Source organism: Pseudomonas sp. AL03, from assembly GCF_029960815.1.
Taxonomy (GTDB): Bacteria; Pseudomonadota; Gammaproteobacteria; order Pseudomonadales; family Pseudomonadaceae; genus Aquipseudomonas.
The window spans coordinates 56,738-83,389 of the sequence record NZ_JASBRE010000019.1 but is presented as its reverse complement, the minus strand read 5'-3'; the positions used below and the strand labels follow the sequence as shown (position 1 = coordinate 83,389).

The window sequence follows — 26,652 nt, the reverse complement described above, 5'->3', positions numbered from 1 at the left end:
AACCATGCTGGCATTCATACCCGAAGCGCATTATGTCGACGAAAGCCTGAACGGCTACTTGCTGAGACTCGCGGAGGAGAATTTCTTGGGTAGTACCCCTACCCTGTTGCGACCGACCGGCATCCGGTTCAAAACCCATTACTCTGAGGGGGAGCGGTCTGCCATTGGGCAATACCACGGTCTGGATACACAACAACTCGATGACATGGCGTTGTTTCCGGCTGTAAACGGCTCAATGGCCGCAGGGTTATTTTCGAGAAAGGCGGTGGTCGCGGTTTGTCCGCAGTGCCTTCAGCTCTCAGGTTACATCCGCCAGGCGTGGCATCATCAGCTATTTACGGCCTGTCCGAAGCACCAGGTATTGCTCATCGATCAGTGCCCGGAATGCGAGTCACCACTTGAGTTGAGTCGTGGCGCTGTATCCCGCTGTGGCTGCGGATGTGACTTAACGCAAGCGACTGTGGGGCCCGCAGATGCGGCAAATATTTTTGTTTCGTCGATGCTCATCCGCCATGGAGAGGATCGGCCTGCATTAATAGGCCTGGGTGAAGAGTTAGGTGGCCCAGGTGACATCGATAAATTTCTGCTGTTTTTGGCAAATCTGACTCTGGCCGTTCCGCAAAAGAAAAACGCCGCCATAGGATTCCAGCGAGCACTGGAAATCAATCAAGCCACCTATGCGCTGGCTCAGGATTTGCCGGATAGGTTTCGTGCTTTTGTACTGACCAAGGTGCAGTCAGCTAATCAGCTGGATTCCGGTCGTTTTATGCGCCACTTGGGCCGCTGGTACCATGAGCTGAATTCGTCGTTTACTTCCTCCGCTTATGAACCAGTTCGGGCAATTGCATCTGACGTCATCCTTAGCCATGCACATGCCCCCATCAATCGCAAAATGAAACACATTGGCGCAGAGTTGCTGGGCATGAAGTCCACATTCACTTCTGCCGAAGCCGCTCGCCTGCTCGGGTCATCGCCTGATCGCATTGTGTCATTCGTGAAGTCCGGAAAACTGGCCGGGAAAATTCTGAATGGTGCATTGGTGGAGTTCTGTCTCGTGGATCGAGCTGTCGTAGAGGCTCTCCAGCATGACGCTAAGGGCTTGATCAGCAGCAAGGATTTGCTCCGCACCTTGAACATCAGTCGCAGGGTGCGCGAGCGTTTGCTTGAGTCGGGAGTGCTTAGCCGGGTTGCCGAAGTCGATAAGCCGATGTTCGCTAAAGGTGAGTATCGGCTCATCGACGTCCAGCGCTTGGTTGAAACTTTGGCTGACACCCTCAGCGAAGTGGATTGCCGCACAACCATTGGAATAGAGGACATCAGCGCAAGGCGTTTTTCTAACCAGCAGGCCAGCGAATTGTATCGGCTGATCTTCAGCCGTCAGATCAACCCGGTACTTCAGGTTCCCGAAGTTCAGGGGCTGGCGGCGTTTAGATTTGATCTCGACGAGATAGTCAGTCATCTGCGCCAAGATCAGTCGTTGTTCGAGATGACTATTACCGACCTCACAAAGATCACCCGCTGGAAGCACGAGACCATCAAGTCGTGGGTGGACAGAGGTTTGCTGCCGGCTCGAGCTGAGCCTCAGGCTGGGAAGCGCAGGGTCTTCATTTCCGTCGCCAATCTTGTGACATTTCTCTCGACCCATATCGTCACCGCTGACGCTGCAAAGCGATTAGGCAGCAAGTCAGTATCACTAACCAAGGCCCTTGCAACCAAGGGCGTCTTGGTCAAAGGCGCCCACATCACCAGTGAAGGTAGCCACCGAGGTGGGCTGGTATCAGCCGATGCATTGCTAAATGTCGCATCGGGACGCGCACCCGATTGGCGCCACGACCACGAGCCTGAAGCGACCTTTGAGGCACCTCCCAGGTATTCGACGATGGCCCAGATTGCAGACTCGTTATTCAACGAAGGTGATCGGCCAGGATAGTCGACGACCCTGCTCAGTGAGCTGTCATCGCGGTGGTATCTGCATTAACCGGTTCAACTGTGGAGGTCTGCAATGAATGATTTGAAGGCGGTTACGGAGTTGCTGCATGGCGGTGGCATCCCAATGCTGGGTCATGACGTGTCCGATGAAGACGCCATTAAATCTGTCCACCAGCGTTTTGGGCAAACCTCTTACTGCCTGGTGAGGCAATGGATCTGGATCGATCTTTTGATGCCTGAGACCGTGCTTGAGGAGTTGAAGCGCGATGGCCGTCAGCCTGTGATGCTTTACGCGCACGAAGTTGTGATGGATAGCCGCAATCGTTTTCAGCCAGGGGGCTGGGTGCGAAGTACGCCACTGCTTTCTTTTACTGATGGCTGCTTCTTTCGAACGCGCAGTACCGTGTATGTGCTGCTGGGAAACGGTCTTCGCAAGTCATCGGAGTTATCGACGGTGATAAAGGTTTTCTAATCGTTGCCTCTCTCCCTGCAGCCTACCGGTTGAGGATTCCCAAATGACGCCACCATTTAGGTTCACGGAGCTCAGGCTGGCGGCAGCATTGCGTCATCCCTTCGATACAGCTGTTACTGCTTTTTTAACTCAGGTCGAGATTACCGCGTGCTGTGCTATCGGAGTCGTGCACAGGCATATTTTATCTGGGACTGGCATGTTTGATGATGGGCACCGTATTCGCACATCAGATATATGTAGCGTGGAGCGCAGTGGTCTGTATTGGGTGCTGATCACGGCGAGTGGCAGTCGGTACGTGGTAGTCACATTCAAGCGCCAAGATGGCCGCAAGTCATTCAGTACATTTTTGACGGTGCTTACAGGTGGCTTTCATCCGACGCCGAGACGCTTGCAGTAACGCTTGATTTGCCCTCAAGCGAATTAGTAAAGACATGCCGGCAACCGGTATTTCTTGATTGAGAAGCTCAAAAACTTCTTGTCTCAGAAAGACTGTTAGGGATTCAATCCTTTAGCCAACGGATTTTCTTGACGGTGGGTGGGCCAGTTTAGTGGCCGACAATCGTCGTTTTTTCCTGGCCCGTACAGTCTTGGTGCTGGGACATTGTGGTTTGTACGGGTTTGAAAAGAGACCCCATGACTGACTCTCTGGTAAAACTACAGGCAGAAAATGCCCGGCTGATTGCATTGCTGGAGGCCAACGCTATCGAATGGCGGCAACCAGCAGCGGTGTTCGTCGCACCCCTTTCGGTAGTCGAGCTACCTGCTCAGAATCTTGGAACCAAGGCGAAGCTAAAGCTGTTTCAGCGCTTGTTTCAAGGACGTACTGATGTATACCCGCTGCGCTGGGAGAGTAAAGCTGGAAAGGCAGGATACTCGCCGGCCTGTGCTAATGAGTGGCGCCCAGGTGTTTGTCAGAAGCCGAAAATAAAGTGTGGTGACTGCAACTACCGCCAATTGGTACCTCTGGATGACCAGGTGCTTTATCGGCATCTGGCGGGCGAGATAGTCGCAGGCGTTTACCCTCTGCTCACCGACGACACATGTCATTTCCTTGCTGTGGATTTTGACGAGGCCGACTGGCGTGAAGACTTGCTGGGCTTCGCCCAGTCCTGCCGTGAGCTGAATGTGCCAGTGGCTTTGGAAATCTCTCGCTCGGGCAATGGTGCTCATGCATGGGTTTTCTTCGCTAAGGCTGTCACAGCCCAGGACGCTCGGCGGCTGGGCACGGCGATTATTAGTCATACCTGCGCCCGGACTCGGCAACTAAAGTTGAGCTCGTATGACCGACTTTTCCCGAACCAGGACAGAATGCCGAAAGGTGGTTTTGGCAACCTGATTGCGTTGCCTCTGCAGAAGAAAGCCCGTGAGCATGGGTGCAGCGTCTTTGTGGACGGCGAACTAAAACCGTATGCCGATCAATGGGCATTCCTGGCCAGTATCCAGCCTATGGCTGTGGAGGATATCGATCCGGCCATCGTGTGTGCGACCGGTCATGCCCACCCTCTGGACGTAACGTTCGTCGCTGAGGAAGACCAGCAGGAGCCTTGGAAGAACCCCCGCGAACAAAAGCTATCCTGCCCAATGCCGGCATCTTTGACAGTTACATTGGCAAACCTGATCTACTTCGAAAAATCCGAACTACCCCAGCCGCTGGCTAATCGGTTAATCAGGCTTGCTGCGTTTCAGAACCCGGAATTCTATAAGGCGCAGGCGATGCGCCTGTCGGTCTGGAACAAGCCTCGCATCATCGGCTGTGCAGAGAATTTCCCCAAGCACATCGCACTGCCTCGCGGTTGTCTGGATGCCGCGTTGGAGCTACTGAACGACAACGGCATTGCCGCCATTGTCCAGGATGAACGCTTTGCCGGAGAACCTATCAACCTTAACTTCGCCGGTTCTTTACGAGAGGATCAGGAAGCTGCCGTAGCGGCAATACTTGAACACGACGCTGGCATCCTGTGCGCCCCAACCGCATTTGGCAAAACGGTGGCCGCTGCCGCACTAATTGCACGCCGGGGCGTTAATACGCTTGTGCTCGTACATCGAACTGACCTGCTTCGACAGTGGCAAGAGCGTTTGCAGATGTTTCTTGGTCTCGGCAAAGGCCTCATCGGGACTATTGGCGGTGGTAAGGCCAAACCAACGGGAATCATCGATATAGCCGTGATGCAGTCGTTGTCACGGCAAGGTGAGGTTAGCGATCAAGTGAAGAATTATGGGCAGGTCATCGTTGATGAATGCCATCACCTGTCGGCATTTTCGTTCGAAGCGATCCTTAAAAATGTTCGGGCAAAATATGTTCTTGGCCTGACAGCCACACCAGTACGCCGTGATGGACAGCACCCCATCATATTTATGCAGTGTGGGCCGATTCGACACACGGCGAACAGGCCAACGAGTGCTCCTAATGATTTGATGGTCGAAACTCGACTGCTGCCAGGCCAGATCAATCTATCTGAGGGCGCGGGTATTCAGGAAGTATTCCGGCACCTTGCTGACAACATTGAGCGTACCCAGCGGATCACGTCCGAAGTGGAAAAAGCATTTAATCATGGGCGTAAGGTGCTGGTGTTGACAGAACGAACCGATCACTTGAGCGCCATTGAGGCAGCACTGGCGGGTCGGGTGCAGAACCTATTTACCTTGCATGGGCGTATGTCGAAAAAGCAGCGTTTGGCGCTGACGGATGAGCTGGCCGCTCTACCACCGGATACCCCTCGGGTGCTATTGGCCACTGGTAAGCTAGTGGGGGAAGGTTTTGACCATCCGCCATTGGATACCTTGGTGCTGGCAATGCCTATTTCCTGGAAGGGAACACTTCAACAGTACGCCGGGCGTTTGCATCGGGAGCATGCAAGTAAAGCCGATGTCCGCATAATAGATTTCATCGATGCAGGGCATCCCGCACTGATGCGAATGTGGGATAAGCGCCAAAGTGGATACCGGGCGATGGGTTACCGACTTGAAGATACTTCGAGCTCAATGGAGCTGTTTTGAGCCTGAGTGGTGACTGTGTTGAGCTTCGATCTCGGCATCCATGAATACCGATGGCTTTCACACTCCACTCAATCGCCTGCAGTAGGGCTCACGTCAGCGCAGAGGTGAACTTAGCGGTGTTGGCCATGAGTGAGCACACCGTCCATTGGCGCCTCCGTATGAGCGAGGAACATTCAGCAGGCAGGTGCTGAAGATTTCTGCTCGCACAGGCCGTGTTGACCACTGGCGGCAGGGGGAGTCGAACCGAGGTGCGCATAACCGGCATTTTGTTAAAGCCAATAGAATGGACAGTGATATGTGTTTGTTGAGGGGAGATCAAAAACACCTTGTCTCAGATGTCCCTTTCTAGCAGTCCCCCACTCCCCAGGCGCTTAGTGCACGGCGCATGTCATCCATTTGTTGACGCGATAGCGGCTGGCTCAAGGGGAACAGCCTCTGACTCCTCGGCTCCCCATGGCAACTCTGTCAGCTCCGCGATGGATTGGAACTCTTTAAGGTACTCAGGTTGGTGCCTGGCCAGCCATCGGACAACGGCAGCGTTGGCAAGAAGCTTGGTCAGATAACCCTTGATAACAGTAAGATGCAGCACATCAGGGCCATAATCGTCCTCCACTATTTTGATCTGCATCTGCAAGGCGGCCAGTTCACGCTCTAGGCGAGCAAGTGATTCTGCCGAGACTTGTTGCTCTGGCTGGTTTTTTCTTTGGATTGTCAGTTGGTCGGGCGGTGTGGCGGCCAAAAGTGCTTTTGCGAACATGACCGATAAATTTTTGTTCCCGCGCATCAGTTCAGCTGCTTCGATTTGTCTCAGGGGTTTCATCTGCCGCAGAAGATTGAATACGTTTGCTGGGCAATTTGTATCGCCAAGAAGTCCGATGGCTTCCTCACAAATACCATTAAGCAGCCTGAATTTTTGTTTGATCGTCAGGGGTGATAATCCAAGCGCTTTACCAAGACGCTCTGCTGAAACCCCACGATCCATCGCCCGGACAATCATTTTGTTACTGTGAACGGCAGAAAGCCTGTTGGTACGCTTGTTGTAGGAGTACGTATCGTCGTCGGTCGCCACCAGGCAATCGACTTCTAACTCTCCCAAATCCTTCAGCGCCTCAATACGTAAGTGGCCATCTAGCAAAAAGTAATATCCGTTGCGGCCAGGTACATGTGTTACAGCGGGGGGCTCTACCAATCCGACATCCTGGATCGACGCGAAAATTTGTTGATATTTATGGCTTTTTTTTACGGCTGGCCGTGAAATTTTAAGGGGCAGAATATTGGCAATTTTTACTCGAACGCAGTCATTCAAAAAAGCATTTCTCGGCACATGAGTTGAATGATCGCTGGTTGGCTCGGATGGTTGATTTGACATCATCGTCCCCTTATTGCTTGAGCCGAGCTTGTATAAGCTTCGGTAATGAATCCAAGCGAGCGGTAAAGAGCAGCTGTTCGAAGTCCCCGATGGATAACAGCTCCTTGATAGCGTGTGTGGCGAACACCACTCGATCATGAGTAAAGGCCGCCTTTTTCACCATCAGCCGCTGTCGTTCGGCCTCTTGCTCGAAAAGTCGTCTCAGGTCGGCAGGAGTCATTCGTTTCTTCCTGCTCTGACCACCACCTAGCGGGTTTCCACGGACAAATTTGTCCTTCTTAGCCCGCAACTCCAGAAGATGCCGCAGTTTGGTAATTTTCTTCCCTCGAAATCCCCGCTCGTAAGCGTCAGTGAGTACATTTTGTATTTCACTTTCCGAGCTACGGGCGATATCCGTTGCCATGCTCAGGGGAATCAAGCCGGTTTCGACTGCAGATAGGAGCTTTTCTTCGCCGCGCTCCAGCAGCCCAGTAATCATGTTCACCCATGAAGATGTGGTGCCAATTATCTGCGCAATCTCCGAGTCTGTTTTACCCCGCTCTTTCAGGTGCCCAACTTCGTTCATCAGATCTATCGGGCGATGCTGTCTCCGAGCTACGTTCTCCACCAAGCTCATGACCAGGCAATCCTCCTCCACGGCATCAATGATAAATGCCGGAATCTCTGTGGCTTCTAACGAGAGGAACGCTTCTAGTCGACCTTGGCCACAAACGAGGTCGTAATTGTACTGTCCTTGTGGTGAGGCTCTTCTACTTACGGTAATTGGGCGTTTGAGGCCTACCGCCTTGATATTCTCGATGAGTTCACGGTGGATTTTTTTATCTCTAGAACGGGGGTTCAGGATGTGGATTTGCGCTATGGGGATGAGCGCAACGTGATCACGTGCTACAGATGGTACGGTCATGGAAAAGCCTCCTTTAGGGAGCAACGCGCGGCCAGCCCATCAAGTACATCCAGCGTTGCGAAACGGTAGCTGTCTATCAAGGGGCTGTTCTCTTCAGTCATTTTTCGTGGCCATGCACCCATGTCTATACTGGGAACCAGGTAATAGTCCTGCACTTGAAGATTCGCTTGCTCCATGCGCACAGCGATAGTGATATCGGGCGTTAGGCTGCTGTCGAATCTAAGTTTCCAGCGAAGGGTGCCAGCAGCTGTGGCCTGACAACGAGTTATGACCACGGATGCCGTCCATTCATCGTTAACGGTCAGTAGGTCATTCTCATTGTTGAGTTCGACTCTCGCACCGACGTGCTCCAAGTGCTTCACGACGTCGTCAAGAACCTGCGGATGCAACTGCCTTAAAGACCGGTTAATCTCCAGATACCGATAGTCCCGGTCTGGCGTGTAGCCGATAAGGGTGTAGGCACGTAGAAGCCCGCCGAAGCGACTTATGTAGGTAGTGCTGGAGGGCATGTTGTCTTGTTCGTCGATGAGCATCCCGGACAGTGAGCCTGCGCGCATTAACAGGGTACGCAGCATATCTAGCAGCTGTGCGTCATCCTGGCGATGTGAGCGCTGTAAGATAATTTCGCGAACGTCGGAAAATACACCCAGAGAGACAATCCCCTGGAATGCACCATCGCAACGAATCCACTTGTCTGGCGCGTTGCGAATGCTGCCTTTGCGGAGCTTGGAGGACGTTTTGTTATAGACGTTGTTGCCGATGTACTTCTCGTTTGTCAGCACCTGATGCACGCCGCCTCGGCTCCAAGGGCGATCAAAGTCGGTGACCAGACCTTCAGCGTTCAGTGCATTGGCAATCTCACGCTCGCTCATCCGCTCGTGAACAAATTGGTAGTAGATGTGTTGGATGACCTCGATCTCGGCTTCTGGGCCAGGAATCAAGATGACTCTGTCAGTCTGGATGCTCTTCTGCTGGCCCCGCGAGAGTTTTGCCTTGAACTCGTTTTTCTCATCGATCAGTGCACGGCGTAACCCATATCCGGCGGGCCCGCCTTGGTGAAAACCCTTTTCAACTAGACGGCACTGCCCCGCGAACACCTTTCTGGAGAGTTCGTTACTGTATTCGCCAGCCATATAGCGCTTGAAGCCTTTGCAGATCGTGGACATTGGCGAACCATCGTTGTCGAAGGCTTCCGCGCAATACACAACCTTGATACCCGAGCTAGTACAAAGGTATTCATAGTGAGCACTTTCATCTGTGTTTTGAAAGCGTCCCCAACGACTGACGTCATAGACCAGAATTACGCGGAATTGTGCGTGCCCAGCCTGTACATCATCAAGCAACCGACGTAGAGCATCACGACCTCTGATATCTAGGCCGCTTTTCCCTTCATCACGATAGGTGGTAACGATTTCCATGCCATTACTCATGGCGTATGCATGGATGGCTGCCGACTGGTTTTCGGTAGAGTAGCGTTGATGATCCGTGGACATGCGAACGTATTCCGCAGCCGGCACAAGACCGTCTGAGGGGGGTTCTGAAGTTGTCCGCTGGCGTGGAGAGGGCAATCAGGCCTCCTCTAGGTCAGGAAAATCCTGACCCATTCGATTCAGCCTAGGGACGATTTATTACGTGATAGTGACGAGAAACGACCATCAGTCAGGTTGTGAGGGATTCGCGACATTATTACAGGGAGCCGAATGGCAACGGTCATCAGCTTGAAGTACAGTTTTTCAAAATGGTGATCCACACGGCAGCCGTGTGGATCTGTTGCTCAAGTACCTGTATTAACAGTGTGCAACCCTGCTTGAGTAGATAAAGAATTTAGTTTAAATTGATTTCATCTTTTGACAATCTGTCAATTCTATCTTGGCTTCAAGAATTATAAAATTAACATAGGCCGAAGTTAGGTTTTAGACTGTTAACTTTTCCCGAAGTGGAAATTAACTTTGTCCAATCCAGCTGTATACTGTTGATATTCCAAGGTGTCAAAGTCGGTTAACTTTGCCCACCTACATCCAGCGGACCTACCAGACGAAAAAGGCCAACACCTAGTGTTGGCCTTTTTTATCTCTTCAAAAAATGGTCGCAGAAGCGAAAACATCGCAAATCGCGCGCATAAAAAACCGGCTATATCAGCCGGTTTTTTTGCGCCCGAAAAAACTTATGCACCATTTAGCGAGTTTTATGAGCTTAAGAAATATGTATATAAATCATAAAGATATGATTAAAAAACGTTAGTTTTCGGTAAAACGGTACACAGGTTATCCACAGAATCTCAGACAGCCACTTGATCGGTAGCGGCCGGTGCTGGGGCGGGCGGCAGCGAACCCATTTCACGCTGCATTTGCTCGTTCCAGGCCTGGACCCGATCATTCAGCGCCGCAATGGCTCGCGGCCCGCTACCCTCGGCATACATCGGTACGCCGATGATTACGGTGATGACGCCCTGCTTCTTCGCCCAACCAGTTTTCGGCCAGAACTTGCCAGCATTGTGCGCAATCGGCAGCACCGGAAGCGCGGCGTTGACCGCCAAAGCGGTACCACCCCGAGAGAATTTTCCGATCGTCCCGTAAGGAATACGTGTCCCCTCTGGAAAGATCAGGACCCAGACACCGTCTTTCAGCAGTTCATCGCCCTTCTTCGCCACATGCTTGAGCGCCGCTTTCGGGTTGTCCCGGTCGATGGCGATCGGTCGCAGCATGGCCATCGCCCAGCCGAAGAACGGCACGAACAGCAGTGAACGCTTGAGCACTTGGCTCAACGGCTCGAAGTAAGCCGATAGAAAGAACGTCTCCCACGTGCTCTGGTGGTTCGACTGAATCACGCAGGGCTGGTCTGGCACGTTCTCGGCGCCCTTCACTTCGTAGCTGATACCGAGAAAGACTTTACTCAGCCACAGGGCGCAGCGGCACCAGTACACGTTAATGAAGCGATATCGGGCCTTGAACGGCAGAAAAGGCGCGATAAAAAAGCTCAGGCTGCACCAAAGCAAAGAGCTGGTGCCCAGCAGCAGGTAAAAGAGGAAGGATCTGATGGCCTGCAATATCGACATGGCGACGTTTACCGTGCGGGCTCTGCCCGTCTATATAAAGCGCACTCCCGATCAATCCTTGGTCAGGAATCTCGAAAACACTCTAATTGTGGATAAGTTCTGCGGCAATCGCCGCTAGATCGTCAAAAATCAAGGTGCCCGCCGGTAGGGTTTTGCCCAAAGTCTTTTCGCCTTTCCCGGTCTTAACTAAAACTGGCTGAGAATCGACGGCTTTGGCGGCCTCCAGGTCACCGAGACTGTCGCCGACGAACCATAGATTATTCAGCGATACGTTGTAATGAGCGGCGATGGTTTTCAACATCCCGGGTTTTGGCTTGCGGCAATCGCAGCCTTCATCCGGCCCGTGCGGGCAATAGACGATCAGCCCGACCTCACCGCCCTGCTCCGCCACCAACGAGCGCAAGCGCTCGTGCATGGCGTCCAGGGTGGCGATGTCGTAATAGCCGCGAGCGATGCCCGACTGGTTGGTAGCCACCGCTACCGTCCAGCCGGCCTTGCTCAACTGCGCGATGGCTTCAATCGCACCGGGGAGCGGAATCCACTCCTCCACCGACTTGATGTAAGCGTCGGAGTCGTAATTGATCACCCCGTCCCGATCGAGAATCAGCAGTTTCAACAGTAGCCCCTCAGCCCAGCAGCGAGATGTCAGCAACGCCGAGGAACAGCCCACGCAGACGTGCCAGCAACGCATAACGGTTGGCGCGGACCTTGGCGTCTTCAGCGTTGACCATCACCGCTTCGAAGAACGCATCCACCGGCTCGCGCAAGGCAGCCAGGCGCGCCAGCGATTCGCTGTATTGACGCGCAGCGGCCATCGGCTGGACAGCCTGGTCAGCCTGCTGGATCGCCGAATACAGGGAGAACTCGTTAGCGTTGTCGAAGTACTTGGCTTCCACGACCGAAGGAACAGAGCCTTCTACCTTGCTCAGCAAGTTGGAAACGCGCTTGTTCACCGCGGCCAGGGCAGCGGCTTCCGGCAACTTGCGGAACGCCTCTACCGCTTGTACGCGCTGATCGAAGTCCAGCGCCGAACCCGGCTTCAAGGCACGCACCGACAGGTACGTCCCGACATCAACGCCTTCGTCTTCGTAACGGGCGCGCAGACGGTCGAAGATGAACTCCAGCACCGAGTCGTTCAGGCCAGCAACCTTGACCTTGGTACCGAACGCATTCACGGCGAACGCCACGGCGTCGTTCAGGTCGAGGTCGAGTTTCTTGTCGATCAGGATTCGCAATACACCCAGCGCTGCACGGCGCAGGGCATACGGGTCTTTGCTACCGGTTGGCAGCATGCCGATGCCGAAAATGCCGACCAGCGTGTCGAGTTTGTCCGCGATAGCCACGGCCGCACCCGTCAGGGTGGTCGGCAGTTCAGCGCCGGCACCGCGCGGCATGTATTGCTCGTTCAGGGCCAGTGCAACATCTTGCGGCTCGCCGTCGTTGAGGGCGTAGTAGTAACCGGCGACACCTTGCATCTCCGGAAACTCACCGACCATCTCGGTCGCCAGGTCGCACTTGGACAGCAGGCCGGCGCGGGAAGCCCACGCGGCGTTGCCGCCAATGCGCTGAGCGATGAACGCGGCGAGTTTGGAAACGCGCTCGGCCTTGTCGTAGACGCTGCCGAGTTTTTCCTGGAACACCACATTCTGCAGGCGCAGGTTGAAGTCTTCGAGTTTCTGCTTCTTGTCTTGCTTGAAGAAGAACTCGGCGTCGGTCAGGCGTGGACGAACCACTTTCTCATTACCGGCGATGATTTGTTGCGGGTCTTTGCTTTCGATGTTGGCCACGGTAATGAAACGTGGCAGCAACTTGCCGTCGGCATCCAGCAGGCAGAAGTACTTCTGGTTGTCCTGCATGGTGGTGATCAGCGCTTCTTGCGGCACATCGAGGAAACGTTCCTCGAACGAGCACACCAGCGGCACCGGCCATTCAACCAGCGCGGTCACTTCGTCGAGCAGGGCTGGCGGAACGATTGCAGTACCTTCCTGCATCGTTGCCAGCTCTTCGACGCGCTTGCTGATCAGCTCGCGACGCTCGTTGGCATCGGCCAGTACGTAGGCGGCACGCAGGTCGCTCAAGTAATTGGCTGGCGAGGTGATGCGCACGCTTTGCGGGTGATGGAAGCGGTGACCACGGGAATCGCGGCCCGATTTCTGGGCGAGAAGGGTGCAGTCGATGACCTGGTCACCGAGCAGCATCACCAGCCACTGAGTCGGGCGCACGAACTCTTCCTTGCGAGCACCCCAGCGCATGCGCTTGGGGATCGGCAGGTCGTTCAGGGAATCTTCGACGATGGTCGGCAGCAGGCTCGCAGTCGGTTTGCCGGCGATGCTTTGGCTGTAGCGCAGTTTCGCGCCGCTCTGATCGATTTCGCTCAGGTCGACGCCGCACTTCTTGGCGAAGCCCAGTGCCGCTTGAGTCGGATTGCCTTCGGCATCGAACGCGGCCTGACGTGGCGGGCCATCGAGGTTGATGCTGCGATCCGGCTGCTGAGTCGCCAGCGAAGTGATCAGCACAGCCAGACGACGTGGCGCGGCGTAGACGGTTTTGGTCTCGTAGTTCAGGCCAGCGGCTTGCAGGCCCTTGTCGATACCGGCCAGGAACGCGTCAGCCAAGGTGTTCAGGGCTTTGGGTGGCAGTTCTTCAGTGCCCAGTTCAACCAGAAAATCTTGAGCACTCATTGTGCAGCCTCCAGCTTAGCCAACACTTCATCACGCAGGTCCGGGGTCGCCATCGGGAAGCCCAGCTTGGCGCGAGCCAGCAGGTAGGCTTGCGCAACGGAACGCGCCAGGGTGCGCACTCGCAGAATGTATTGCTGACGTGCGGTCACCGAAATCGCCCGACGAGCATCCAGCAGGTTGAAGGTATGGGAGGCCTTCAACACCATTTCGTAGCTCGGCAACGGCAGCGGCTGGTCGAGTTCGATCAGGCGCTTGGCTTCGCTTTCATAGAAATCGAACAGTTCGAACAGCTTCTCGACGTTGGCGTGTTCGAAGTTGTAGGTCGACTGCTCCACTTCGTTCTGGTGGAACACGTCGCCGTAGGTGACCTTGCCCATCGGGCCGTCAGCCCAGACCAGGTCGTAGACCGAGTCCACGCCTTGCAGGTACATGGCCAGACGCTCCAGACCGTAAGTGATCTCGCCGGTCACCGGGTAGCACTCGATGCCGCCCGCTTGCTGGAAGTAGGTGAACTGCGTCACTTCCATGCCGTTAAGCCAGACTTCCCAGCCCAGACCCCAGGCGCCGAGGGTCGGCGATTCCCAGTTGTCTTCGACGAAGCGAATGTCATGGACCAACGGGTCCAGGCCAACGTGCTTGAGGGAGCCCAGGTACAGTTCCTGGAAATTGTCCGGGTTCGGCTTCAGCACTACCTGGAATTGGTAGTAGTGCTGCAGACGGTTCGGGTTTTCGCCGTAGCGGCCGTCAGTCGGGCGACGACTGGGCTGCACATAAGCGGCGTTCCAGGTTTCCGGGCCAATGGCGCGCAGAAACGTGGCCGTGTGGAAAGTCCCGGCGCCTACTTCCATATCGTAGGGCTGAAGTACCACACAACCTTGCTCGGCCCAGTATTGCTGGAGGGCGAGGATCAAGTCTTGGAAGGTACGCACGGCTGGCGTAGGCTGGCTCACGAAATTCACCTGTTTCTTGGGCTGCGATTTAAAGAGCGGGAGTATACCCGATTCGGTCCTGCGCACGCCCCCTGGAGCCTTATGCCACGCTGCTTTTGGTGTTCCGAAGATCCGCTGTACATGGCTTATCACGATCAGGAGTGGGGTACGCCGCTACGCGATGCGCAGGGATTGTTCGAGTTGCTTTTGCTCGAAGGGTTCCAGGCCGGCCTTTCCTGGATCACCGTGCTGCGTAAACGTGAGCGTTATCGCGAGGTATTGTTCGGGTTCGACGTACAGCGCGTGGCGCAAATGAGCGACGCTGAAATCGATGAATTGATGCTCGATCCGGGCATCATTCGCAATCGCCTCAAACTCAACGCGGCCCGGCGCAATGCCCAGGCCTGGCTGGCGCTGGAAGATCCGGTGGCATTTCTCTGGTCCTTCGTCGACGGCAAGCCTGTGATCAATCATTTCAAGGATCGCAGCGAAGTGCCGGCCGTGACGCCGACCGCCGTGGAGATGAGCAAACGCCTGAAAAAGGCCGGCTTCACCTTCGTTGGCCCGACTATTTGCTACGCGCTGATGCAGGCCTCGGGGATGGTCATGGACCACACCCAGGATTGCGATCGCTACGCGACGCTGGCGAACGGCGGTTAGAATAGCCGCCTCGCGCACAGCACAAGATCAGGAGTGACCTGTGGATAAGTTTAAAGGCGCCTTGCTGGTAGGCGCTCTGCGGCTGTTTGCCCTGCTCCCGTGGCGGGCAGTGCAGGCGGTGGGCTCGGCCATTGGCTGGGTGATGTGGAAAACCCCCAACCGTTCCCGCGATGTGGTGCGGATCAATCTCGCCAAGTGCTTTCCGCAGATGGACCCTGCTGAACGGGAGCGTCTGGTCGGCCAGAGTCTGAAAGACATCGGCAAGTCCCTGACCGAAAGCGCCTGCGCCTGGATCTGGCCGGCCCAGCGCTCCATCGACCTGGTGCGTGAAGTCGAAGGTCTCGACGTATTGAAGGACGCCCTCGCCTCCGGCAAAGGTGTGGTCGGTATCACCAGCCACCTGGGCAACTGGGAGGTGCTGAACCACTTCTATTGCAACCAGTGCAAACCGATCATTTTCTATCGCCCGCCGAAATTGAAGGCTGTGGATGATTTGCTGCGCAAGCAGCGGGTGCAATTGGGCAACCGGGTGGCCGCTTCCACCAGGGAAGGCATCCTCAGTGTCATCAAGGAAGTGCGCAAAGGGGGTGCAGTGGGCATTCCCGCTGACCCGGAACCGGCCGAGTCCGCCGGGATCTTCGTACCGTTCTTCGCCACACAGGCCCTGACCAGCAAGTTCGTACCGAACATGCTCGCTGGCGGCAAAGCGGTCGGCGTGTTCCTGCATGCGCTACGTCTGCCGGACGGTTCGGGTTACAAAGTGATCATCGAAGCCGCGCCAGAAGCCATGTACAGCACCGATACCGAGACGTCCTGCGCGGCCATGAGCCAGGTGGTCGAGCGCTATGTGCGGGCCTATCCGAGCCAGTACATGTGGAGCATGAAGCGCTTCAAGAAGCGTCCACCGGGTGAAGAACGCTGGTATTGATGCTGCTGTGGATAACTTTGAGCTACCGCAGGCTGCGATCTTTTGATCTATTGGCCTGCGTTACCCTGATCAGTGAGCCTGACGCTCAAGCTTCTTCAGAAACACCGTCATTTCCTTTTCTGCCTGCTTGTCGCCATGGACGCGAGCGGCTTCCAGGCCCTTTTCCCACGCCTGACGTGCGGACGCGAAATCCTCCAGCCCCAGATGGGCCTTGCCCAAAAGCTTCCAGGCCGCCGAATACTTCGGATCAAATTCGACGCAATGCTGGAAATGCTCGGCCGCCTTGGCGTGTTCCCCAAGATCCAGGTAACCCTTGCCCAGCCCAAAGCGCAGCAATGCGTTATCCACACCCTTGGCGAGCATTTTTTCCAGGGATTCGATCATGCCGGCACCTTCGATTTATGGAAGAAGTTCGGAGTCGCCTTCGCGGGCAAGTTGGATTAGAAGAAGCTCAACCCCACATGGAACAGCTTTTCCACATCCCGAATATGCTTTTTATCCACAAGGAACAGAATCACATGGTCACCCGCCGCGATTACCGTGTCGTCGTGGGCAATGATCACTTCTTCGGCGCGGATGATTGCGCCAATGGTGGTGCCCGGCGGCAAACCAATGTTCTCAATGGCCTTGCCGATGACCTTACTCGACTTCTCATCACCGTGGGCAATCGCCTCGATGGCTTCCGCCGCGCCCCGGCGCAATGAGTGCACGCTGACGATATCGCCTCGGCGCACGTGGGCCAGCAAGGTGCCGATGGTCGCCAATTGCGGGCTGATGGCGATGTCGATGTCGCCGCCCTGGATCAGGTCAACGTAGGCCGGGTTGTTGATGATGGTCATCACCTTCTTCGCACCCAGCCGCTTGGCCAGCAGCGAGGACATGATGTTGGCTTCGTCGTCGTTGGTCAGGGCCAGGAAAAGGTCAGCGTCGGCGATGTTCTCTTCCATCAGCAAGTTCCGATCCGAAGCGCTGCCCTGCAGCACCACGGTGCTGTCGAGGGTGTCCGAGAGATGACGGCAGCGCGCCGGGTTCATCTCGATGATCTTCACTTGGTAACGACTTTCGATGGCCTCGGCCAGACGCTCACCGATCTGTCCGCCACCGGCGATAACGATGCGCTTGTAGCTCTCATCGAGGCGGCGCATTTCGCTCATCACCGCGCGAATATTCGCCTTGGCCGCGATGAAAAAGACTTCGTCGTCCGCCTCGATCACCGTATCGCCCTGAGGCAGGATCGGCCGATCGCGACGGAAAATCGCCGCCACGCGGGTTTCGACATTCGGCATGTGTTCACGCAGCTGGCGCAGTTGCTGACCCACCAGTGGGCCGCCGTAGTAAGCCTTGACCGCCACCAATTGCGCCTTGCCTTCGGCGAAGTCGATCACCTGCAAGGCGCCCGGGTGCTGGATCAGGCGCTTGATGTAGTTGGTGACCACTTGCTCCGGGCTGATCAGCACGTCCACCGGAATCGCTTCGTTGTCGAACAGCTCGGAGCGAGTCAGGTACGCGGCTTCGCGAACCCGGGCGATCTTTGTCGGGGTGTGAAACAGGGTGTGGGCAACCTGGCAGGCAACCATGTTGGTTTCGTCGCTGTTGGTCACCGCTACCAGCATGTCGGCGTCGTCCGCGCCAGCCTGACGTAGCACCGTCGGCAGTGAGCCGCGGCCTTGCACGGTGCGGATGTCCAGCCGATCACCGAGATCGCGCAGGCGTTCGCTGTCGGTGTCGACCACCGTGATGTCGTTGGCCTCGCTGGCCAAATGTTCTGCCAGCGAACCGCCGACTTGCCCCGCACCGAGGATGATGATTTTCATCCGGTCACTCCATTGAGTCCATTTAACCGCGCGCGGCGGCGATCTTGATCAGCTTGGCGTAATAGAACCCGTCGTGGCCGCCTTCCTGGGCCAGCAACTGGCGACCATGAGGCTGCTTGATCCCAGCCGCAGTGGCGAGGTCCAGTTCACGGGCGCCCGGGGTACGAGCGAGGAACGCTTCGATGACTTCAGTGTTCTCGGTCGGCAGCGTGGAACATGTTGCGTAAAGCAGAATGCCGCCGACTTCCAGCGTTAACCACAGGGCGTCGAGCAGCTCGCCCTGAAGCACCGCCAGCGCGGCGATGTCATCAGGTTGACGAGTCAGCTTGATGTCGGGATGACGACGGATGACGCCGGTGGCCGAACACGGCGCGTCCAGCAAAATGCGTTGAAACGGTTTGCCGTCCCACCAAGTGGCGGTGTCGCGGCCATCGGCGGCGATCAGTTCGGCGCTGAGGCCCAAGCGTGCAAGGTTCTCCCGCACTCGCACCAGACGTTTGGCTTCCAGGTCTACCGCTACGACACCGGCGAGTGCCGGCTCGGCTTCAAGAATGTGACAGGTTTTGCCGCCCGGCGCGCAGCAAGCGTCCAGCACCCGTTGGCCCGGCGCCAGGTCGAGCAGGTCAGCGGCCAGTTGCGCCGCTTCGTCCTGCACGCTGATCCAGCCTTCGGCGAAACCCGGCAGGCTGCGCACGTCGGCGGCGGCGTTGAGGATGATGCCGTCCTGACTGTAAACGCACGGCGTGGCGGCGATGCCGGCTTCGCTCAGCAACGCGAGATAAGCATCGCGGGTGTGATGGCGACGGTTGACCCGCAGAATCATCGGCGGATGCGCGTTGTTCGCCACACAAATGGCTTCCCACTGTTCAGGCCAGAAAGCCTTGAGGGATTTTTGCAGCCAGCGCGGATGGGCGGTGCGCACCACCGGGTCATGTTCCAGCTCGGCCAGCAGCGCTTCGCTTTCCCGCTGGGCGCGACGCAGCACGGCGTTGAGCAAAGCCTTGGCCCACGGCTTTTTCAGCTTGTCGGCGCAACCCACGGTTTCACCGATGGCGGCGTGGGCCGGGACCCGGGTGTAGAGCAGTTGATAGAGACCGACCAGCAACAGCGCTTCGACATCGGCGTCGGCTGCCTTGAACGGCTTCTGCAGCAATTTGGCCGCCAGCGCTGACAAACGCGGCTGCCAGCGAGCGGTGCCAAACGCCAGGTCCTGGGTGAAGCCGCGGTCGCGGTCGTCGACCTTGTCCATCTGTGTCGGCAGGGAACTATTGAGTGAGGCTTTTCCGTTAAGAACAGCAGCCAGTGCCTTGGCGGCGGCCAGACGTGGATTCATTGAGCGTCCACCGCTTGACCGAGAACGGTGCCAACAGCGAATTTCTCACGACGGCTGTTGAACAAGTCGCTGAAGTTCAGCGCCTTGCCGCCGGGCAATTGCAGACGGGTCAGACACAGTGCCTGCTCACCGCAGGCGATGATCAAACCGTCCTTGCTGGCGCTGAGGATTTCACCCGGTGCGCCCTGCCCTTCAGCCAGGTTGGCGGCCAGCACTTTCAATGCTTCGCCGTTCAGCGTGCTGTGGCAGATCGGCCAAGGATTGAAGGCACGAATGAGGCGTTCCAGCTCAACCGCCGGGCGACTCCAGTCGATGCGCGCTTCATCCTTGTTCAATTTGTGCGCGTAGGTGGCGAGGCTGTCGTCCTGCACGTCACCTTCCAGAGTGCCCGCAGCGAGGCCGGCAATCGCCTGGATCACGGCTGGCGGACCCATTTGCGCCAGACGGTCGTGGAGACTGCCCCCCGTGTCTTCACCGGTGATCGGCGTGGTGACTTTCAGCAGCATCGGCCCGGTGTCGAGGCCCAGTTCCATGCGCATCACAGTCACGCCGCTTTCGCTGTCGCCCGCTTCCACGGCGCGCTGGATCGGCGCCGCACCGCGCCAGCGTGGCAGCAAGGATGCGTGGCTGTTGATGCAGCCCAGGCGCGGAATATCCAACACCACTTGCGGCAGGATCAGGCCGTAGGCGACCACCACCAGCAAGTCCGGCTTGAGCGTGGCCAGTTCAGCCTGAGCGTCTTCGTTGCGCAGCGTCGGCGGTTGTAGCACCGGGATGTTGTTTTCCAGCGCCAGCTGCTTGACCGGGCTCGGCATCAGCTTTTGCCCACGTCCCGCCGGACGGTCCGGTTGGGTGTAGACCGCGACGATCTCATAAGGGCTGTCGAGCAGGGCCTTGAGGTGATCGGCGGCGAATTCCGGGGTGCCGGCAAAGACGATGCGCAGTGGCTCAGTCATGGAAGCAATCTCTGAAAAGAAAAAGGCTTGCCGCAGCAAGCCTTTGAAAGGAGGGCATCAAGCGTTCTGGCGATGGAGCTTTTCCAGTTTCTTCTTGATTCGGTCGCGTTTGAGACTGGACAGGTAGTCAACGAACAATTTGCCGTTCAGGTGGTCGCATTCATGCTGGATGCACACCGCGAGCAGGCCTTCGGCGATCAGTTCGTAAGGCTGGCCGTTGCGGTCCAGGGCCTTGATTTTGACCTTCTGCGGGCGATCGACGTTTTCGTAGAAGCCCGGCACCGAGAGGCAGCCTTCCTGATATTGCTCCATCTCGTCGGTCAGGGTTTCGAACTCGGGGTTGATGAACACCCGTGGTTCGCTGCGGTCTTCGGAGAGGTCCATCACGACGATACGTTTGTGCACGTTGACCTGGGTCGCGGCGAGACCGATGCCTGGCGCTTCATACATTGTTTCAAACATGTCATCGACCAACTGACGCACTTCGTCGTCCACTACGGCCACAGGTTTGGCGATAGTACGCAGGCGCGAGTCGGGGAATTCGAGGATGTCTAAAATGGCCATAAGCTTAATTGCTGCACGTGTGAGGTAATGTCGGGTCGATGGCCTGGCGGGTCCGAAGATGCAGGCTACCGTTGTAAAACGTAGCTCCCTTCTTTTCGAGAAGAGTCAGGAGCGAGCCACGGGGGCTCTGGCGTTTCACGCGAACGCACATAATAAAGGGATTCACCGCATGAGGAAATCACTACTCGCCTTGCTCCTTCTGGTCTCGGCCGGTTTGGCGCACGGGCAAGTGCAACTCAAGGAAGGTTTTCCACAGCAATACACCGTGGTATCGGGTGACACACTCTGGGCCATATCGGGGAAATTCCTCCGTGAGCCGTGGAAATGGCCGGAGCTCTGGCAGGCCAATCCACAGATCGAAAACCCCAATCTCATCTACCCCGGCGACTCGCTTTCGCTGGTCTACGTCAACGGGCAGCCACGCCTGACCCTTAACCGCGGCGCTTCCAGGGGCACCATCAAGCTTTCGCCACGCATCCGCAGCAGCCCGGTAGCCGACGCCATCCCGAGCATTCCGCTGCAATCGATCAACAGCTTTCTGCTGAGCAACCGCATCGTCGACACGGTCAAGGACTTCGACAAGGCGCCTTATATCGTCGCCGGCGATGCCGAGCGCGTGCTCAGTGGCTCCGGTGACCGAATCTTTGCTCGCGGCCACTTCGACCCAGACCAGCCGGTTTACGGCATCTTCCGTCAGGGCAAGATCTACACCGATCCTGGCAGTAAAGAGTTTTTGGGGATCAATGCCGACGACATCGGCAGCGGCGAGATTGTGGCCACCGAAGGCGACGTCGCCACCCTGGCGCTGCAACGCACGACTCAAGAGGTCCGCCTCGGCGACCGCTTGTTCAGCGGTGAAGAGCGATCGATCAACTCGACCTTCATGCCCAGTGCGCCAACAACCGAGATCAACGGGTTGATCATCGACGTGCCGCGCGGTGTCACGCAGATTGGCGCACTGGATGTGGTCACGCTGAATAAGGGCCGACGCGATGGTCTCGCCGAAGGCAATGTGCTGGTGGTGATGAAAACCGGCGAGACCGTGCGTGACCGAATCACCGGTCAGCCACTGAAAATCCCGGATGAGCGCGCCGGTTTGCTGATGGTTTTCCGCACCTACGACAAGCTCAGCTACGGGCTGGTGCTCAACGCATCACGCTCCCTGGCAGTCCTGGACAAGGTGCGAAATCCGTAAGCAGGCTCCACAAGTTACCAACAGAGTTATCCACAGCTTATTCCCGTTTGAACGGGAGTTCATAACGATCAAGGATGATCCATGTCACTGCCTGATTTTGCACCGGTTTCCCCTGCGGAACTGGAAGCTCGTTTACGTTTGCATCGACTACCGGAGCTCGGCCCAGCGCGTTTCAAGAAATTGCTTGAGGCTTTCGGCTCGGCCTCCAAGGCTATCAGCGCGCCTGCCAGTGCCTGGCGTTCGCTGGGTTTGCCCCTCGCTTGCGCGGAGGCCAGGCGCTCCACTGAAATCCGTGATGGTGCGGGTCACGCATTGGCCTGGTTAGAGCGCCCGGGCCAGCATTTACTGATGTGGGACCAACCTGACTACCCGGCGCTGCTGGCGGAAATCAGTGATGCGCCGCCACTGTTATTCGTTGCCGGCGATCCGGGCATTCTGGAAGAACCGCAGCTGGCGATGGTCGGTAGTCGTCGCGCCTCGCGGCCGGGCATGGATACTGCCGCCGCTTTTTCCCGTAGTTTGGCTGGCGCCGGTTTTGTCATTACCAGCGGTTTGGCGCTGGGGATTGATGCTGCCGCGCATCAAGCCGCTTTGGACGTGGGCGGGCGAACGGTCGGTGTACTTGGCACGGGACTTGAAAAGTTTTATCCACAGCGCAATCGACGGCTGGCGGACGCCATGATCGACTCGGGCAGCGCGGTGATTTCGGAGTTCCCGCTGGACGCCGGTCCCAGCGCCAGCAACTTCCCCCGGCGCAATCGAATTATCAGCGGTTTATCCCTCGGCGTGCTGGTGGTCGAGGCGAGTGTCGCCAGCGGTTCGTTGATCACCGCGAGGCTGGCGGCGGAACAAGGGCGTGAGGTGTATGCGATTCCGGGGTCGATCCACCACCCTGGTGCCAAGGGGTGTCATCAGCTGATTCGCGACGGCGCGGTGCTGGTGGAAACCATCGAGCATATCCTCGAAGCCTTGCGTGGCTGGCAACGGTTGCCGTTATCCACAGAGATGCCTTCGGCGGCGGCGACTCATCCCTTGCTTGTGCTGCTTCACGCGGCGCCCCATACCAGTGAAGCGCTGTCCGTCACCAGCGGCTGGGCCTTGCCCAAAGTGCTGGCAGCGCTGACGGAGCTGGAAATGGACGGCCGTGCGGTCTGCGAAAACGGACGCTGGTTTGCGCGGGTGAGCTAGGTTTTATAAGGAAGATCGGTAAACTGCGCAGAGCCCTATTCCGGAGAGTTTTTTTCATGGTCAACAGTTGGCGTGTGCAACAAGCCGCACGAGCAATTCGCGCAGGGGCGGTGATTGCCTACCCAACCGAAGCTGTCTGGGGCCTGGGTTGCGACCCGTGGGACGAAGAAGCGGTCTATCGTCTGCTGGCGATCAAGGGTCGGTCGGTGGAAAAAGGGTTGATTCTGGTGGCCGACAACATTCGTCAGTTCGACTTCCTCTTCGAAGACTTCCCTGAACTGTGGATGGACCGCATGGCCAGCACCTGGCCGGGGCCGAATACCTGGCTGGTGCCGCATCAGAATATGTTGCCGCAGTGGATTACCGGCGTGCATGAAACGGTGGCGCTGCGGGTCAGCGATCACCCGTTGGTGCGGGATTTGTGCGCGGTGGTCGGGCCGTTGGTTTCGACGTCGGCCAACCCGCAGGGCCAACCGGCGGCGCGGACGCGGATTCGCGTCGAGCAGTATTTCCGTGGGCAGGTGGATTACGTGTTGGGTGGGAATCTGGGTGGGCGCAAGAACCCGAGCGTGATCCGCGATCTGGCGACCGGCAAGGTTGTGCGCCCGGATTAGGACCGGTCATCGTTCTTCGCGGGCAAGCCTCGCTCCTACAGGTAGTACGCGATCCCCTGAAGGAGCGAGGCTTGCTCGCGAAGAGGCCCTCAAGGCAACAAAACAGTCGAGCCCGTCGTACGCCGCGCCGACAGCTCGGTCTGCGCCTTCGCCGCTTCAGCCAATGGATACTTCTGGCTGATGTCCACCTTCAACTTCCCGCTGATGATCATCTCGAACAGTTCATCCGCCATACGTTGCAGGTTTTCAGCGTTGTTGGCGTAGGTCGCCAGGGTCGGGCGGGTCACGTACAGTGAACCCTTCGCCGAGAGAATCCCCAGGTTCACCCCGTCTACCGCACCGGACGCATTGCCAAAGCTCACCACCAGACCGCGAGGCGCCGTGCTATCAAGCGAAGTCAGCCAAGTGTCCTTGCCGACGCCGTCGTACACCACCGGGACTTTTTTGCCGTCAGTCAATTCCAGTACGCGTTGTGAGACGTTTTCATGGCTGTAGTCGATGGTTGCCCAAGCGCCGTTGGCTTTGGCCAAAGCGGCTTTTTCCGGCGAGCTGACCGTGCCGATCAACTTCACACCCAAGGCCTTCGCCCATTGGCAGGCCAGCGAGCCGACACCACCGGCCGCGGCGTGGAACAGAATGGTTTCGCCACCCTTGAATTCATACGTCTGACGCAGCAGGTACTGCACGGTAAGGCCCTTGAGCATTACCCCGGCAGCCTGTTCGAAGCTGATCGCGTCCGGCAGGTGCACCAGATTGGCCTCCGGCAAGACGTGAACGTCGCTGTAGGCGCCCAGTGGGCCGCTGCCGTAAGCCACGCGATCACCGACCTTGAACCGGGTGACTTCACTGCCCACCGCCTCGACCACACCCGCACCTTCCGCGCCCACGCCCGACGGCAAGGCTGGCGGTGCATAGAGGCCACTGCGGTAATAGGTGTCGATGAAATTCAGGCCGATGGCCTTGTTAGCCACGCGAACCTGCTGCGGGCCGGGCTCGGCGGGTTGGTAATCGACATACTCGAGCACTTCAGGGCCGCCATGGGCGCGGAACTGGATACGCTTAGCCATCTGCCTACTCCTTGGGTCTTAGCTACTAGAGTTGTAGCGCGAAGCGCCCTATCGAACTCCCATGCTTGATCTTCGTCAACTGCGACGGAGCAAGGTGCAGTGTTATCCTACGCAGCAATTTGCCGCCGGCCGTTAAGCGCCGCGTAGCTTTGCCCGATTCAAGGTGATGACATGACGACCCGCACCGAGGCCGTAAAAGCCTACCTGCTCGACCTGCAAGACCGCATTTGCGCGGCCCTCGAAGCTGAAGACGGCGGCACACGCTTTGTTGAAGACACCTGGACCCGGCCTGCCGGCGGTGGCGGTCGCACCCGGGTGATCGAAAACGGCGCGGTCATCGAAAAGGGCGGCGTCAACTTTTCCCACGTCTTCGGCAGCGGTCTCCCACCGTCCGCCAGCGCCCACCGACCAGAACTGGCCGGCCGTGGCTTCGAAGCCTTGGGTGTGTCGCTGGTGATCCACCCGCACAACCCGTATGTGCCGACATCCCACGCCAACGTGCGCTTTTTCATCGCGGAAAAAGAAGGCGAGGAACCGGTCTGGTGGTTCGGCGGTGGCTTTGACCTGACGCCTTATTACGGCAACGAAGAAGATTGTGTGCACTGGCACCGTGTCGCCGAGCAGGCCTGCGCGCCGTTCGGTGCGGATGTTTACCCGCGCTACAAGGCCTGGTGCGACAGCTACTTCCACATCAAGCATCGCCACGAGCCGCGCGGCATCGGCGGGCTGTTTTTCGATGACTTGAACGAGTGGGACTTCGACACCAGCTTCGCCTTCATGCGCGCCATCGGTGATGCGTTCATCGACGCCTACCTGCCGATCGTGCAGCGCCGCAAAAATGATGCGTTTACCGAGAAACAGCGTGAATTCCAGGAATTCCGCCGTGGGCGCTACGTCGAGTTCAATCTGGTCTACGACCGCGGCACGCTGTTCGGCCTGCAATCGGGCGGTCGTACCGAGTCGATCCTGATGTCCCTGCCACCGCAAGTACGCTGGGGCTACGACTGGAAAGTCGAGCCGGGCAGCGAAGAGGCACGCCTGACCGAATACTTCCTGCAAGACCGCGATTGGTTGGCCAAGGCCTGAACGAGGAATTCTGATGGACCGTTACGTCGTATTCGGTAACCCGATTGGCCACAGCAAGTCGCCGCTGATCCACCGTCTGTTCGCCGAGCAGACGGCTCAAAAACTCGACTACAGCACGTTGCTGGCGCCCCTCGACGATTTTTCCACGTGCGCCCGGACGTTTTTCCTCGAAGGGCGCGGGGCGAATGTCACGGTACCGTTCAAGGAAGAGGCCTATCGTCTGGCGAACAGTCTGACGGCGCGGGCGCAACGCGCCGGTGCGGTGAACACCCTGAGCAAACTGGCTGATGGCAGCCTGTTGGGCGACAACACCGATGGCGCCGGACTGGTGCGGGATCTGACGGTTAACGCCGGTTTCAGCCTCAAGGGCAAACGCATCCTGCTGCTCGGTGCTGGTGGCGCGGTGCGCGGTGCGCTGGAGCCTTTGCTGGCCGAGCAACCGGCGTCAGTGGTCATCGCCAACCGCACGGTGGAAAAAGCCGAACTGTTGGCGGAATTGTTCGCGGACCTGGGGCCAGTGTCGGCCAGTAGTTTCGATTGGTTGAAGGAATCGGTGGACCTGATCATCAACGCGACGTCCGCCAGTCTGTCAGGCGAAGTACCGCCGATTGCCAGCAGTTTGATCGAGCCGGGCAAAACGGTGTGCTACGACATGATGTACGGCAAGGAGCCGACCTCGTTCTGCCGTTGGGCCAGTGAACATGGCGCGGCGGTGTCGATGGATGGCTTGGGGATGCTCGCCGAACAAGCGGCAGAAGCTTTCTTCCTGTGGCGCGGCGTGCGCCCGGACACGGCAACGGTGCTGGCAGAACTCCGCCGGCAGCTAGCCGCGTAACCCTTGTAGGAGCGAGGCTTGCCCGCGAAGGCGTCCTCGAGTATGCCAAAAGCTTCGCGGGCAAGCCTCGCTCCTA

General features: G+C 57.4%; 24 protein-coding genes. 11 read left to right on the top strand and 13 right to left on the bottom strand.

The annotated features are described in order from the left end of the window. Positions 1 to 4: 4 nt before the first annotated feature. The 4 genes from QK293_RS18810 to QK293_RS18795 all read left to right on the top strand — a co-directional run bounded on the left by QK293_RS18810 (position 5) and on the right by QK293_RS18795 (position 5,398). Entirely contained in the window at positions 5 to 1,930 is a 1,926-nt protein-coding gene (locus QK293_RS18810; RefSeq protein WP_282379734.1) for a TniQ family protein, read from the top strand. Between the two features lie 72 nt (positions 1,931 to 2,002). Next, positions 2,003 to 2,401 (top strand): hypothetical protein, encoded by a 399-nt coding sequence (locus QK293_RS18805; RefSeq protein ID WP_282379732.1) that lies wholly within the window; start codon positions 2,003 to 2,005, stop codon positions 2,399 to 2,401. Positions 2,402 to 2,444: 43 nt separating this feature from the next. Then, complete coding sequence (locus QK293_RS18800) at positions 2,445 to 2,798, top strand: hypothetical protein (protein ID WP_282379729.1); 354 nt, start codon at positions 2,445 to 2,447, stop codon at positions 2,796 to 2,798. 236 nt (positions 2,799 to 3,034) lie between these two features. Beyond that, complete coding sequence (locus QK293_RS18795; RefSeq protein ID WP_282379727.1) at positions 3,035 to 5,398, top strand: DEAD/DEAH box helicase; 2,364 nt, start codon at positions 3,035 to 3,037, stop codon at positions 5,396 to 5,398. Between the two features lie 388 nt (positions 5,399 to 5,786). Here the strand turns inward: QK293_RS18795 and QK293_RS18790 are convergent, their stop codons facing one another. The 7 genes from QK293_RS18790 to glyQ form a co-directional block, all read right to left on the bottom strand. After that, positions 5,787 to 6,767: a plasmid partitioning protein RepB C-terminal domain-containing protein gene (locus QK293_RS18790; protein WP_282379725.1), complete on the bottom strand. Its 981-nt coding sequence runs from the start codon at positions 6,765 to 6,767 to the stop codon at positions 5,787 to 5,789. A 10-nt stretch (positions 6,768 to 6,777) separates the two neighbouring features. Further along, on the bottom strand, positions 6,778 to 7,671 hold the full coding sequence (locus QK293_RS18785; protein ID WP_282379723.1) for a plasmid partitioning protein RepB C-terminal domain-containing protein: 894 nt from the start codon (positions 7,669 to 7,671) through the stop codon (positions 6,778 to 6,780). Next, positions 7,668 to 9,239, bottom strand: coding sequence for a recombinase family protein (locus QK293_RS18780; protein ID WP_282379721.1), 1,572 nt, complete (start codon positions 9,237 to 9,239; stop codon positions 7,668 to 7,670). The genes QK293_RS18785 and QK293_RS18780 overlap by 4 nt, the downstream gene beginning before the upstream one ends. A gap of 710 nt (positions 9,240 to 9,949) precedes the next feature. After that, positions 9,950 to 10,726, bottom strand: coding sequence for a lysophospholipid acyltransferase family protein (locus QK293_RS18775; RefSeq protein ID WP_282379719.1), 777 nt, complete (start codon positions 10,724 to 10,726; stop codon positions 9,950 to 9,952). An 82-nt stretch (positions 10,727 to 10,808) separates the two neighbouring features. Beyond that, entirely contained in the window at positions 10,809 to 11,342 is a 534-nt protein-coding gene (gene gmhB, locus QK293_RS18770; protein ID WP_282379717.1) for a D-glycero-beta-D-manno-heptose 1,7-bisphosphate 7-phosphatase, read from the bottom strand. 10 nt (positions 11,343 to 11,352) lie between these two features. After that, positions 11,353 to 13,407 carry a glycine--tRNA ligase subunit beta gene (gene glyS / locus QK293_RS18765; RefSeq protein WP_282379715.1) on the bottom strand — a complete coding sequence of 685 codons (2,055 nt, stop codon included), beginning with the start codon at positions 13,405 to 13,407 and terminating at the stop codon, positions 11,353 to 11,355. Then, positions 13,404 to 14,357 (bottom strand): glycine--tRNA ligase subunit alpha, encoded by a 954-nt coding sequence (glyQ, locus tag QK293_RS18760; protein ID WP_008155694.1) that lies wholly within the window; start codon positions 14,355 to 14,357, stop codon positions 13,404 to 13,406. Before glyQ ends, glyS begins: the two co-directional genes overlap by 4 nt. 81 nt (positions 14,358 to 14,438) lie before the next feature. Between glyQ and tag the strand changes: the two genes are divergently transcribed. Beyond that, positions 14,439 to 14,996, top strand: a complete 558-nt coding sequence (tag, locus tag QK293_RS18755) for a DNA-3-methyladenine glycosylase I (protein ID WP_282379713.1) — start codon at positions 14,439 to 14,441, stop codon at positions 14,994 to 14,996. A 40-nt stretch (positions 14,997 to 15,036) separates the two neighbouring features. Further along, on the top strand, positions 15,037 to 15,924 hold the full coding sequence (locus QK293_RS18750; RefSeq protein WP_282379710.1) for a lysophospholipid acyltransferase: 888 nt from the start codon (positions 15,037 to 15,039) through the stop codon (positions 15,922 to 15,924). 69 nt (positions 15,925 to 15,993) lie between these two features. Here the strand turns inward: QK293_RS18750 and QK293_RS18745 are convergent, their stop codons facing one another. From QK293_RS18745 to def, 5 genes are read right to left on the bottom strand one after another with little or no spacing between them, the layout of a single operon-like run. Further along, positions 15,994 to 16,308 (bottom strand): tetratricopeptide repeat protein, encoded by a 315-nt coding sequence (locus QK293_RS18745; protein WP_282379708.1) that lies wholly within the window; start codon positions 16,306 to 16,308, stop codon positions 15,994 to 15,996. 56 nt (positions 16,309 to 16,364) lie between these two features. Beyond that, entirely contained in the window at positions 16,365 to 17,738 is a 1,374-nt protein-coding gene (gene trkA / locus QK293_RS18740; protein WP_282379706.1) for a Trk system potassium transporter TrkA, read from the bottom strand. 22 nt (positions 17,739 to 17,760) lie between these two features. Further along, a complete protein-coding gene (rsmB, locus tag QK293_RS18735; protein WP_282379704.1) occupies positions 17,761 to 19,071 on the bottom strand; it encodes a 16S rRNA (cytosine(967)-C(5))-methyltransferase RsmB in 1,311 nt (436 codons plus the stop codon). Continuing rightward, on the bottom strand, positions 19,068 to 20,027 hold the full coding sequence (gene fmt, locus QK293_RS18730; protein WP_282379702.1) for a methionyl-tRNA formyltransferase: 960 nt from the start codon (positions 20,025 to 20,027) through the stop codon (positions 19,068 to 19,070). Before fmt ends, rsmB begins: the two co-directional genes overlap by 4 nt. A 57-nt stretch (positions 20,028 to 20,084) precedes the next feature. Next, on the bottom strand, positions 20,085 to 20,591 hold the full coding sequence (gene def, locus QK293_RS18725) for a peptide deformylase (protein WP_282379700.1): 507 nt from the start codon (positions 20,589 to 20,591) through the stop codon (positions 20,085 to 20,087). 169 nt (positions 20,592 to 20,760) lie between these two features. Between def and QK293_RS18720 the strand changes: the two genes are divergently transcribed. From QK293_RS18720 to QK293_RS18710, 3 genes are all read left to right on the top strand, one after another. Then, complete coding sequence (locus QK293_RS18720) at positions 20,761 to 21,786, top strand: LysM domain-containing protein (protein WP_282379698.1); 1,026 nt, start codon at positions 20,761 to 20,763, stop codon at positions 21,784 to 21,786. An 81-nt stretch (positions 21,787 to 21,867) separates the two neighbouring features. Further along, positions 21,868 to 22,974 carry a DNA-processing protein DprA gene (gene dprA / locus QK293_RS18715; protein ID WP_282379696.1) on the top strand — a complete coding sequence of 369 codons (1,107 nt, stop codon included), beginning with the start codon at positions 21,868 to 21,870 and terminating at the stop codon, positions 22,972 to 22,974. A gap of 56 nt (positions 22,975 to 23,030) precedes the next feature. Beyond that, complete coding sequence (locus tag QK293_RS18710; RefSeq protein WP_046056609.1) at positions 23,031 to 23,588, top strand: L-threonylcarbamoyladenylate synthase; 558 nt, start codon at positions 23,031 to 23,033, stop codon at positions 23,586 to 23,588. Positions 23,589 to 23,677: 89 nt separating this feature from the next. On the opposite strand, the gene QK293_RS18705 is transcribed toward QK293_RS18710, so the two are convergent. Beyond that, positions 23,678 to 24,655, bottom strand: a complete 978-nt coding sequence (locus QK293_RS18705; RefSeq protein ID WP_282379692.1) for an NADPH:quinone reductase — start codon at positions 24,653 to 24,655, stop codon at positions 23,678 to 23,680. Positions 24,656 to 24,826: 171 nt separating this feature from the next. Between QK293_RS18705 and hemF the strand changes: the two genes are divergently transcribed. Both hemF and aroE read left to right on the top strand, forming a co-directional pair. Then, positions 24,827 to 25,741: an oxygen-dependent coproporphyrinogen oxidase gene (gene hemF, locus QK293_RS18700; RefSeq protein WP_282379690.1), complete on the top strand. Its 915-nt coding sequence runs from the start codon at positions 24,827 to 24,829 to the stop codon at positions 25,739 to 25,741. Between the two features lie 13 nt (positions 25,742 to 25,754). Further along, positions 25,755 to 26,576, top strand: coding sequence for a shikimate dehydrogenase (aroE, locus tag QK293_RS18695; protein ID WP_282379688.1), 822 nt, complete (start codon positions 25,755 to 25,757; stop codon positions 26,574 to 26,576). The last annotated feature ends 76 nt before the right edge of the window (positions 26,577 to 26,652 follow it).